Source organism: Diaphorobacter sp. J5-51 (assembly GCF_001023515.1).
Classification (GTDB): Bacteria; Pseudomonadota; Gammaproteobacteria; order Burkholderiales; family Burkholderiaceae_C; genus Diaphorobacter; species Diaphorobacter nitroreducens.
Map to the genome: position 1 here is coordinate 49,128 of NZ_JSYI01000002.1, position 11,484 is coordinate 60,611.

General features: G+C 66.8%; 10 protein-coding genes. 3 read left to right on the forward strand and 7 right to left on the reverse strand.

Annotated features, from left to right (window positions below):
• The first annotated feature begins 8 nt into the window (after positions 1–8).
• Both crcB and OX89_RS00600 read left to right on the forward strand, forming a co-directional pair.
• Positions 9–404, forward strand: coding sequence for a fluoride efflux transporter CrcB (gene crcB, locus OX89_RS00595; RefSeq protein ID WP_047349169.1), 396 nt, complete (start codon positions 9–11; stop codon positions 402–404).
• Between the two features lie 131 nt (positions 405–535).
• Entirely contained in the window at positions 536–1,399 is an 864-nt protein-coding gene (locus OX89_RS00600; RefSeq protein WP_011805687.1) for a TIGR00730 family Rossman fold protein, read from the forward strand.
• A gap of 54 nt (positions 1,400–1,453) precedes the next feature.
• On the opposite strand, the gene OX89_RS00605 is transcribed toward OX89_RS00600, so the two are convergent.
• The 6 genes from OX89_RS00605 to OX89_RS00630 form a co-directional block, all read right to left on the reverse strand.
• A complete protein-coding gene (locus tag OX89_RS00605) occupies positions 1,454–2,641 on the reverse strand; it encodes an MFS transporter (protein WP_047349170.1) in 1,188 nt (395 codons plus the stop codon).
• Between the two features lies 1 nt (position 2,642).
• Positions 2,643–4,343: a DNA recombination protein RmuC gene (rmuC, locus tag OX89_RS00610; protein ID WP_047349171.1), complete on the reverse strand. Its 1,701-nt coding sequence runs from the start codon at positions 4,341–4,343 to the stop codon at positions 2,643–2,645.
• 63 nt (positions 4,344–4,406) lie between these two features.
• A complete protein-coding gene (locus OX89_RS00615; protein WP_011805690.1) occupies positions 4,407–5,387 on the reverse strand; it encodes a D-glycerate dehydrogenase in 981 nt (326 codons plus the stop codon).
• Between the two features lie 79 nt (positions 5,388–5,466).
• Positions 5,467–6,882: a sodium:proton antiporter gene (locus tag OX89_RS00620; protein ID WP_047349172.1), complete on the reverse strand. Its 1,416-nt coding sequence runs from the start codon at positions 6,880–6,882 to the stop codon at positions 5,467–5,469.
• A gap of 64 nt (positions 6,883–6,946) precedes the next feature.
• Positions 6,947–8,143, reverse strand: coding sequence for a nicotinate phosphoribosyltransferase (gene pncB / locus OX89_RS00625; protein ID WP_011805692.1), 1,197 nt, complete (start codon positions 8,141–8,143; stop codon positions 6,947–6,949).
• Between the two features lie 179 nt (positions 8,144–8,322).
• The gene (locus OX89_RS00630; RefSeq protein WP_015912986.1) at positions 8,323–8,811 is read right to left on the reverse strand and encodes a thioesterase family protein; all 489 of its coding nucleotides are present in this window, start codon (positions 8,809–8,811) and stop codon (positions 8,323–8,325) included.
• A gap of 263 nt (positions 8,812–9,074) precedes the next feature.
• On the opposite strand from OX89_RS00630, the gene OX89_RS00635 reads away from it, so the two are divergent.
• The gene (locus OX89_RS00635; RefSeq protein WP_047349173.1) at positions 9,075–9,638 is read left to right on the forward strand and encodes a phasin family protein; all 564 of its coding nucleotides are present in this window, start codon (positions 9,075–9,077) and stop codon (positions 9,636–9,638) included.
• A 234-nt stretch (positions 9,639–9,872) separates the two neighbouring features.
• On the opposite strand, the gene OX89_RS00640 is transcribed toward OX89_RS00635, so the two are convergent.
• Positions 9,873–11,276, reverse strand: coding sequence for an aspartate ammonia-lyase (locus tag OX89_RS00640; RefSeq protein WP_047349174.1), 1,404 nt, complete (start codon positions 11,274–11,276; stop codon positions 9,873–9,875).
• Positions 11,277–11,484 lie beyond the last annotated feature (208 nt).

Genomic DNA, 11,484 nt, shown 5'->3' on the forward strand with positions numbered 1-11,484 from the left:
ATGCGCCGATGTTCCACGTTCTTGCCATCTGCGCCGGTGCCTGCGCCGGCGCGCTCGCGCGCTGGCAGCTGGGCCTGTGGCTCAACACGCAGGGCGCGCTGCTGCCCTGGGGCACGCTCGCGGCCAACCTCATCGGCGGCTACCTCATCGGCCTGTGCCTGGCGCTGTTCCAGGCACTGCCGCAGTTGGACCCGGTATGGCGCGCGCTGCTCATCACGGGCTTTTTGGGGGCGCTGACCACCTTCTCCACCTTCTCGGCCGAAGTGGTCGGGCTGCTGCAGCAGCAGCGCCTGGCGCAGGCCCTGGGCCTGTGTGCGCTGCATGTGGCCGGCTCGCTGTGCATGACCTGGGCCGGGCTGCACAGCCTGCCCTGGCTGTGGGCGGGCGCGCGGCAAGGCGCTTGATCACTATTAATTTAATAGCTGCTAGCGCTTGATACATAAGCGCTACAGGCCATTTTCATTAAAATCCCCCCGCTACACTGCGCACCCCGGCGACTGCCCCACAGACAGCCGCCTCCACTGAAAAATCATCCATGCAAGCCAATACCGACCTTCAAGACAGCCGCCTGGCGCATGCCTGGGCCGAGCTGCACAACTACGCCGTTGCCGGCAATCCGCTGCACGCCGACGCCTACCGCCTCGCCTTCGCCGACCCCGAGTTCATGCTGCGCCGCGAGACGCGCGGCATCCGTTTTCAACTGGAACTGCTGAAGCCCGACCTGGGCCAGACGGCGCAGGGCATCGAGCACACCGTCGTGGTGTACGGCAGCGCACGCTTCATCTCGCCCGAAGCGGCCGAGCAGCAACTGGCCGATGCACGCGCCAGCGGCGATACCGAGCGCATTGCGCGCGCCGAGCGTGCGGTGAAGAACGCCTATTACTACGACCAGGCCCGCCAGTTCGCACGCCTGGTGGCCGAGTACAGCGAGAGCCGCCCGCCCGCCGAGCGCCTGTACATCTGCACCGGCGGCGGCCCGGGCATCATGGAGGCGGCCAACCGCGGTGCGCACGACGCAGGGGCACTCAACGTGGGCCTCAACATCTCGTTGCCGCACGAGCAAAGCGGCAACCGCTTCATCTCGCCCTCGCTGTCGTTCAAGTTCCACTATTTCGCGCTGCGCAAAATGCACTTCATGATGCGCGCCAAGGCCCTGGTGCTGTTCCCTGGCGGCTTCGGCACGCTGGACGAACTGTTCGAGGTGCTCACGCTGGTGCAGACCGGCAAGGCCAAGCCCGTGCCCATCGTGTTGTTCGGCGTGGCCTTCTGGAAGAAGCTGATCAACTTCGAGGCGCTCGTGGAGCAAGGCACGATCTCGCCCGAGGACCTCCAGCTGTTCCACTACACCGACGACCCAGCCGAGGCCTGGAGCATCATCCGCACGTTCTACGAACTCTGACCGCGCACCGGCGGCGCGGCGCACCCTGCGGACCGCCTTGCAAATCCAGGCCTGTCAGGGATGCGGCGGAGGGGCCGGCGCCTCGCCGCGCAACCGCCAGGCCACGCGCGCACCCAGCCCCACGGTGGCGCCCACGGCCCAGAACAGGCCACTCAGCCCCACCAGCGCGCTCGCGGTGCCAAACAGCAGCGGCATCACCACGCTGGAGCCGTTGATCGCCATCAGCCGCAGACCCAGTGCCTCGCCATGGCGGTGCGGGGGCGTGAGTTGGTGCAGCATGCTCATGATCATGGGCTGCACCGAGCCCAGCGCGAACCCCAGCAGCACCGAGCACGCTCCCAGCGTCACGGCCGTCGGCAGCAGCGGATAGACCGCGAACAGCAGTGCCGTCGCCACCATGGCGCCGGTGACCACGGTGGATTCGCGCAGCCGGTCGGCCACCAGCGGCATGAGCACGCGGATCACCGCGGCGGCAATCGCGAACGCGCCGAGGATGGAGCCGATCACCGAGGCCGACAGCCCCCGCTCATGCCCCAGCAGCGGCACCACGAAGGTGTGCACGTCCCAGCACGACGACAGCAGCCAGTTCACGATGAGCAGCCGCCGAAAGCCGGGCTCGGCCAGCAGGTCCCAGGCCCGCGCGCGCGTGCCGTCCTCCGCGGCCACCACTGGCGGCATCTCCTGCGTGCCGCGCACCCAGAACCAGGTGGCCAACGGCAATACGGCCATGAGCGCGAAGGCCGCGCGAAAGCCCATGGTCGCGCCCGCCTGCGCACCCGCGTGATCGATCAGCAGCCCCGCGCAGAACGGGCCCACGAAGTTGGACACCGCCGGCCCGATGGCCAGCCAGCTGAAGACCTGGCGCAGCTGCGTGCCGCCGTGCGCGGCGCGACCCACGTGGCGTTGCAAGGCGATCGTGGCAGCCCCCGTGGCGCCACCGGTGAGCAGTGCCGCAGCGCACAGCACCGCAAACGTCGGCCATACCAGCGCCGCGCCGGCACCCAGGACGGCCGCGACGACCGCGTGGCGCACCGGGCGCTTGAGCCCATGGCGGTCGGCATAGCGTCCCGCCGGCAGCGCCAGGAACACCTGCGTGAGCGCGAACAGCGCCAGCAGCACGCCCACGGCCGCCGCGCTGTAGCCCTCGCGCAGCGCCAGCAGCGGCGCGGCCATGCGCATGCCCGCCATGCTGGCGTGGATGCAGATCTGGCCGGCGATCAGCCGCGCAAGCGCCAGATTCAAGTCACTCGCCTTCGTCTTCGATCAGCAGGTCCGGCAAGGGTGCACCCTCTGCATCGCCCTGCCCCGCCGCCGGCTCCGGCGCGGGCAGCTCCTGCACGCCGCGCAGCTTGCGCTGGATGGCACGTGTGCGCACATCCACCTGCTCGAATTTCTTGGCCGCCGCGTCGATGGACTTGCGCGTGGCCTCCACCACGTCGCCGAACTTGGCGAACTCGGTCTTCACCTGGCCCAGCACGCTCCACACCTCGGACGAGCGCTTCTCGATGGCCAGCGTCTTGAATCCCATCTGCAAGCTGCTGAGCATGGCCGCCAGATTGGCAGGCCCGGTGATCATCACGCGGCAGTCGTTCTGCACCGCCTCGACCAGCCCGGGGCGGCGCATGACTTCGGCAAACAGCCCTTCGGTGGGCAGGTAGAGCACCGCGAAGTCGGTGGTGTACGGAGGCGCCACGTATTTGCTGAAGATCTTCTTGGCTTCCAGGCGGATGGAGGATTCGAAGGCGTTGCCCGCCGCCGTGATCGCGAGCTTGTCCGCCGTGTCCTGCGCGTCCAGCAGGCGCTGGTAGTGCTCCACGGGGTACTTGGAGTCGATGGGCAGCCACACGGGCTGCTCGTCGCTCTTGCCCGGCAGGCGGATGGCAAACTCCACCAGATCGTCGCTGCCCGGCATGGTCTTGACGTTGCGGGCGAACTGCTCGGGCGTGAGCACGTTGTCGATGATCGCGCCCAGCTGCATTTCGCCCCAGGTGCCGCGCGTCTTCACGTTGGTCATCACGCGCTTCAGGTCGCCGACGCTGCCGGCCAGCGTCTGCATCTCGCCCAGGCCCTTGTGCACCTGCTCCAGCCGGTCGCTCACCAGCTTGAAGGACTCGCCCAGGCGCTGCTCCAGCGTGGCGTGCAGCTTTTCGTCCACGGTGCGGCGCATCTCCTCCAGCTTGGCCGCGTTGTCGCCCTGGATGGCGGCCAGGCGCTCGTTGAGCGCGCCGCGCAGCGCCTCGGCATTGTTCTGGCTGCTGGCAACCAGGCCGGACAGCTGCTGCCCCATGGACTCCTGCAGGGCGGAGAACTGGTTGCGCAGCTGCTGCGTGGTGCCTTCGAGCTGGTCGCGCAGCGCGCCCGACATGGTGCCCAACTGGCCCTGGATGTCGCCCTTGAGCGAGTCCAGCGTGCCGCGCGTGGTGCCGCTCAGCGCCTCGAAGCGCTCCTGGATGCGCTGGCCGAAGAGCTGCGTGCTCTCGGCCATGGCGTCGCGCGACTTGAGGCTGTCGGCCGCCAGCGCCTGCGCCGTCTGGCTCAGCTCGGCACGAAAGGCGGACAGCGCATCCGCCTGCTCCTTGCGGGCTACGGCGGCATCGGCGCGCGCCTGCGCCAGGTGCTGCTCCAGACGCGACTGCAGCGCGGCAAAGGACGCCTGCAGCTCGCCGCGGCTGGTGCGCGACTCCTGCGCCGCCAGCGCCAGCCGCTCGTCCAGCAGGGCCTGCGTGGTCTGGGTGAACCCGCGCAGTTGCTGGGCCATGGCATCCAGCGCTCCGTCATTCTTGGCCACGGCCAGCTGCGTGGCCTGCACCGCAGATTCCAGCGACTGCAGGCGCGCCAGCCATTCGGGCGGCAGGTCCACGCGCGGGCGGCGCAGTAGCAGCACCGCCAGCAACACCACGGTGAGCACCAGCAACGCCAGTGCGGCGGTCATTTCGAATGTCATTCTTAAACTATCAAAACAATAGCTGTTAGCGCTTATCCATCAAGCGCAAGAGGCCAATTTCATTCACACTTTGGCGGGCGTGTTCACGGGAGTGAGGGCACCGCGCCCGTCGAAGAACGCCACCAGGTTGTCCGCCGCCAGTTGCGCCATGGCGAGCCGCGTGGGCACGGTGGCGCTGGCGATGTGCGGGGTGAGCACCACGTTGGGCACCTCCAGCAACGCGGGGTGCACCGCGGGCTCGCCTTCGAACACGTCCAGTCCCGCGGCAGCGATGCGGCGCTCCTTGAGCGCCTGGGCCAGCGCCGCGTCATCCACGATGCCGCCGCGCGCGATGTTGATCAGCGTGGCCGTGGGCTTCATGCGCGCGATCTCGGCCGCGCCGATGGCGTGGTGCGACTCGGGCGTGTAGGGCAGCACCAGCACCAGGTGGTCGGCCTGGGCCAGCAGCTCGTCCTTGCCCACGTAACGCGCCTTGCATTCGGCCTCCAGCGCGGGCGACAGGCGCGAGCGGTTGTGGTAGATCACGTTCATGCCAAAGCCATGCGCCCCACGCTTGGCAATGCCCTGTCCGATGCGGCCCATCCCAAGGATGCCCAGCGTGCTGCCATGCACCTCGCAGCCGGCGAACATGTCGTAGCTCCAGCGCGTCCACTGGCCGGCGCGCAGGTAATGCTCGCTCTCCGTGATGCGCCGCGCCGTGGCCATGAGCAGCGCAAAGCCGAAATCGGCCGTGGTCTCGGTCAGCACGTCGGGCGTGTTGGTGCCCTGCACGCCGGCGGCGGTCATCGCGGCGATGTCGAAGTTGTTGTAGCCCACCGTCATGTTGGCCGCGATGCGCAACTGCGGGCAGGCGGCCAGCAGCTCGGCGTTCACCGGCTGGGTGCCGGTGAGCAACGCGCCGTCCTTGCCCTGCAGCCGCTCAATGAGCTCGGCCTGCGTCCACAGGTTGTCGTCCTGGTTGGCATACACCTCGAAATGCTGCGTCAGGCGCTCAATGACCTCGGGAAAGATCTTGCGCGCGACGAGGATGTGGGGCTTGGACATGGGAAGTGCTCCTTTCGGTCAGGTGTCGGCAGCCTGAACGCGGGGCCGTGCCGAGGCACCCCGCGGTTCAGGCCCGGGCTCATTGCAACCAGATGAAGGTCATCACGACGAACAGCGGCACCAAGATGCCGCACGACCACAGCATGTAGCCGAAGAAGCTGGGCATCTTCACGCCGCGGTCCTCCGCAATCGCCTTGACCATGAGGTTGGGCGCGTTGCCGATGTAGGTGTTGGCGCCCATGAACACGGCGCCCGCCGAGATGGCGGCCAGCGTGGCGGCATGCGTGGTCATCAGCGTGGCCGCATCGCCGCCGGCCGTGTTGAAGAACACCAGGTAGGTGGGCGCGTTGTCCAGGAACGAACTGAGCAGGCCGGTGGCCCAGAAATACATCGCCGGATCGGGCGAGCCGTCGGGCCGCGTGACGGCGGAGACGATGGCGCCGAAAGGCCCGTTCACGCCGGCCTTGAGCATGGCAATGACGGGAATGATGGTCAGGAAGATGCCCGCGAACAGCTTGGCCACCTCCTGCATCGGGCCCCAGCCGAACTGGTTGTCTGCATGCACTTGCCGCGGCGTCAGCGCCAGCGATGCCACGGTCACCGCGATCAGCCCCGCATCGCGCACCAGGCCGGGCAGGCCCAGCGGCGTGCCGGCGATCACCCATTCCACGGGCGACTTCCAAATGCCGCTGAGCAGCACCAGCCCCACCACGGCCAGCAGCAGCACGAAATTGATCTTGCCGTCAAAACCCAGCGCGGCCGGTGCCGAGTCGGGGGTGGGATCGGTGCGGCTGACTTCACCCGCCTGGCGGTAGTACCAGCTGTCCAGTACATAGAACAGCACCAGCAGCACGCCAATCAGGAACAGCGTTTCCGGAAACACGTGCCGCGCCGTCCAGAAGAAATCCACGCCCTTGAGGAAGCCCAGGAACAGCGGCGGATCGCCCAGCGGCGTGAGCGAGCCGCCGGCGTTGGAGACGATGAAGATGAAGAACACCACCACGTGCGCCACATGCTTGCGGTTGTCGTTGGCACGGATCAGCGGACGGATCAGCAGCATGGACGCGCCCGTGGTGCCCATGAAGCTGGCCAGCACCGCGCCCACGGCGAGCAAGCCGGCATTCAGGGCCGGGCTGCCGTGCAGATTGCCACGGATATAGATACCACCCGCCACGGTGAACAGCGCCGTGAGCAGGATCACGAAGGGCAGGTATTCCGCGACCAGCGCATGCGCGAAGCCCGCCGCCGCCACGCCGGGGCCAAAGACCACGGCAAACGGCACCAGAAACGCCAGCGCCCACGCGGCGGTGACCTTGCCGAAGTGGTGGTGCCAGAACAGCGGCGCCAGCAACGGCAGCAGCGCAATGCTCAACAGCACGCCGGCAAACGGGACACCCCACAGCACCGACAGCTGGCTGCCGTCGATCTCCGCCGCCCCCGCCAGCGCGGGTGCCAGGCACAGCAGCCCAAGGGCCAGGGTGCGGATGGGGTTCATGGACAGGTCTCCTCGGGTCGTTCTTGGGAAAGTTGAAATGCCGCCGGCGGCGCCAGGCGCGCGCTCACTGCGGCGAGGGAATCTCGAACACCTGGCGCAGGTAAGCCAGGTATTTCTCGTCGTTGCACATGTTCTTGCCGGGTGCGTCCGACAGCTTGGCCACGGGCTGGCCGTTGCAGCGCGTCATCTTGATCACGATCTGCAGTGGCTCGTAGCCCAGATCGTTGGTCAGGTTGGTGCCGATGCCGAACGCCAGCTGGCAGCGGCCATTGAAGCGCTGGTACAGCTCGATGATGCGCGGCACGGTCAGCGCGTCGCTGAAGATCAGCGTCTTGGTCAACGGGTCCACACGGTTGTCGCGGTAGTGCTGCAGCAGCCGCTCGCCCCATGCGAAGGGGTCGCCGCTGTCGTGGCGCGCGCCATCGAACAGCTTGCAGAAGTACAGGTCGAAGTCGCGCAGGAAGGCGCTCATGCCGTACACGTCGGACAGCGCGATCCCCAGGTCGCCGCGGTATTCCTTGGCCCACATCTCGAAGCCGAACACCTGGCTGTCGCGCAGCCGCGGGCCGAGGGACTGGCAGGCCTGCAGGTATTCGTGCGCCATGGTGCCCAGCGGCGTCACGCCCAGCTTCATTGCGTACAACACGTTGCTCGTGCCCGCAAACTGCCCCGGCGCGCCGCGCCGGTCGTCAGAGCCCAGGCGCACGCACAGCACGCGCAGCACCTCCTCGTGCCAGGCGCGCGAAAAGCGCCGACGCGTGCCGTAGTCGGCAATCTTGAGACTGTCCAACCCCGGCTGCTGCAGCTGGCCGATCTTGGCTTCGAGCCGGCGGCGCCCCTCGGGAAAGTCGGGCACCTTCTGCGTGTTGCGGAAGTACACCTCGTTCACGATCGCCAGCACCGGGATCTCGAACAGGATGGTGTGCAGCCAGGGCCCGGTGATGGTGATGTCGATCTCGCCCGAGGGCAGCGCGCTCACGCGGATGTACTTCTCGTTGAGGCGAAACAGCCCCAGGAAGTCGACGAAGTCGCTCTTGATGAAGCGCAGCGAGCGCAGGTAGGCCAGCTCCGCGTCCTGGAACTGCAGGCTGCACAAAGCGCGGATCTCGTCGCGGATCTCGCTGACGAAGGGCGCCAGCTCCACACCCGGGTTGCGGCACTTGAAGCGGTACTCCACCTGCGCGCCCGGAAACTGGTGCAGCACCACCTGCATCATGGTGAACTTGTACAGGTCGGTGTCGAGCAGGCTGGTGATGATCATGGATGCGCGCGGGGCAGACTGTCCCGCTACTGGACATGGCGATGGGGATCCGCCGCGCCGCCACACACGCGTGGCCGGGCCGGCGAGCCCCTGATTCTGGCATCAACCCACCCGGGCCGCCGCGAACCGGCGCGCAGCCCCGGCAGCCCTCAGGGAAAGCCGGCGCGCCGCGCCCGCGATCAACGCGCCACGCACAAGGGCTGCAGTGCCTGGCGCAGCCGATCGGGCAGCGCACGCGGACGGCGGTCGTCCCGTCCCACGTACACATGCACGAAGTGGCCGCAAGCCGCACTCATGGCCTCGCCCTGGGCGAACAGGCCGACCTCGTAGCGCACGCTCGTGTCACCCAGCCGCGCCACACGGATGCCGGCGTCGATGGTTTGCGGGAACGCCAGCGACGCGAAATAGTTGCACTGCGTCTCGATGACCAGCCCGATGGTGTCGCCGTGATGGATGTCCAGCGCGCCCTGCTCGATCAGGTAGGCATTCACCGCGGTGTCGAACCAGCTGTAGTACACGACGTTGTTCACATGGCCATAGACGTCGTTGTCCATCCAGCGCGTACCGATGGAGCGAAACACCGCGTAGGCCTCGCGCGGCTGCGGCCGGGGCCGCTGGGCCGTGCCTGCAGCGCCTGCCGCACCTGAGGGAGAGAGGGACGTGTTCATGAGGCGCTGATTCTGCCAGCGGCCAGCGGCGGCCTCCCCTTGTCCCCTGTCTTCGTTCGTAATAGGCAGCGCGCAGTCCACCGCCGGTCCAGATGTAACCAACAGAACTTTGGGAGTTGCCCCTAAAAATGCTGCATTGCAACAAAAAAGCTTGCGCCTATCGACAGGATCCCTAAAATTCGGCTCATGCTGCACTGCAACATGACGCACAGCAGGGCAGATGTCTCAACCCGCCCATCCCGGGCATTCAATGGAGATATGACATGTCGCTGACCCCTGAGCAAATCCTCGCTTCCCACAAGGCCAACTTGGAGACCCTGTTCGGCCTGACGAACAAGGCCTTCGAAGGCGTGGAGAAGCTCGTCGAGTTGAACGTGACCGCCTCGCGCGCTGCCCTGGCCGAAGCCGCCAGCCACACCCAGGCCGTGCTGTCCGCCAAGGACGCACAAGAGCTGCTCGCACTGCAAGCCAGCCTGTTCCAGCCCCTGGCCGAAAAGGCCGTGGCTTACAGCCGCCACCTGTACGACATCGCTTCCGGCACGGGCGCCGAGTTCGGCAAGACCTTCGAAGCCCAGGCCGCAGAAGTGCAGCGCAACTTCACCAACCTGGTGGACAGCGCCGCCAAGAACGCCCCCGTTGGTTCCGAGACCACCGTCGCCGTCTTCAAGAGCGCTGTGTCTGCCGCCAACAACGCCTTCGAGTCGGTGCAAAGGGCCGTGAAGCAGGCCAGCGATGTGGCCGAAGCCAACTTCAACGCCGTGGCCAACTCTGCCGCCACCGCTGCCAAGACGGCGACCGCCGCAACCGCTGCTCCCCGCAAGCGTTGAGTGAATCGCTGCCACGTCGCTGGCAGATTTCAGGGTTTACCCCTATAATTCACCCACTGGCCCGGCGATGGGAATGAACGTCGCAGGGCCCTCCAGTTGTCTCCTTGGATCCTCTCGAAACTCTGGTTTCCTGGATCCCTTCAAGCCCAGTCCCTGACTGGGCTTTTTTTTGGGCGGATGACCGCCGCGGCCTACCGGCGCCTTCGGCAGCAGCCGAGGCTCCGGCAGCGCCCGTCAATCAGCGGCCTGGATGGCGCCCGCCTGCGTGAGGCGCTCGGCCACCAGCAGCTTGTGCATCTCGGCCTGGGTCATGATGCCCAGGTCCTCGGCCACCACGGCAATCGGCTTGCCCGTGGCAATGGCCGACTTGGCGATGGCGGCCGCCTTCTCGTAACCGATCAGCGGGTTGAGCGCGGTCACCAGCGTCACCGACGCGGCGATGCGTTCCGTCAGCAGCCCCTGGTTGGCCACGATGCCCTCCACGCAGTTCACCTGCAGGGTGTGGCAGGCCTTGGCCAGGTGGTGCAGGCTCTTGTGCAGCGCCCAGCCCATCAGCGGTTCAAAAGCGTTGAGCTGCAATTGCCCGGCTTCGGCAGCCATGGTGATGGCGGCGTCGTTGCCGATCACTTCGAAGCACACCTGGTTCATCACCTCGGGAATAACGGGGTTGACCTTGCCGGGCATGATGGACGAGCCCGCCTGGCGCGCGGGCAGCTGGATGTCTCCCACGCCGGCTTGCGGGCCCGAGGACAGCAGGCGCAAGTCGTTGCTGATCTTGGAGAGCTTGGCGGCGATGCGCTTGAGCACGCCCGAGATGTCAACGAAGGCCCCCGTGTCCGACGTGGCGGCGATCAGGTTGGCCGCGGCCTTGACCGGCACGCCCGACAGCCGCGCCAGCTCAGGGATGACCACGTCCACGTAGCCGACGGGCGCGTTGATGCCGGTGCCGATGGCGGTGCCGCCCATGTTCACCTCGGTCATCAGGTAGGCGGACTCGCGCAGGCGGCGCTCATCGTCGGCAATCATGGCGGCGAAGGCGGCAAACTCCTGGCCCAGCGTCATGGGCACGGCATCCTGCAACTGGGTGCGGCCGATCTTCAGGATGCCCTTGAATTCCTCGGCCTTGGCCGCGAACGCGCCGCGCAGGGCCGACAGGGCCTTGAGCAGCGTCTCGATACCGAAATAGGTGGCGATCTTCAGCGCCGTGGGGTAGGCATCGTTGGTGCTTTGCGATGCGTTGACGTGATCGTTCGGGTGGATCGTGTCATAGCGGCCTTTGGGCAATCCCAGGTGCTCCAGGGCACGGTTGGCGATCACCTCATTGGCGTTCATGTTCGTGGAGGTGCCGGCACCACCCTGGATCACGTCCACGACGAACTGGTCGTGCAACTGTCCGGCGATCAGGTCGTCGCAGGCTTGGGCAATGGCGTGGGCTTGGGTTGCGTTGATCGCGCCCAGCTGCAGATTGGCGTGGGCGGCGGCCTTCTTGACGAAGGCAAAGGCCCGGATCAACTCGGGCATGTGGGCCACGGTGTGGCCGGTGATGGGAAAGTTTTCTACGGCACGAGCGGTGTGGACGCCCCAATACGCGTCCGGGGGAATGGTCTTGATACCGATGAAGTCATGTTCTTGACGCATGGTCGATCTGCTTTCTAGCGAAATGGAATAAACAAAAGGGGAACAAAGCCAGGCCCCAAGTGAAAACACCGCCTGAGGTGCAGGCGGTGCTTGGTGGGCGCAGCCGTGGAGCGCCCTGGAGCCGGGCGCGCACCTTGTGGGCGCATGTGCCGGGCCAGACGTGGGGGAGTGTCAGGATTTCTGTGTGTGAGGCTGTTGAATCCGTCAC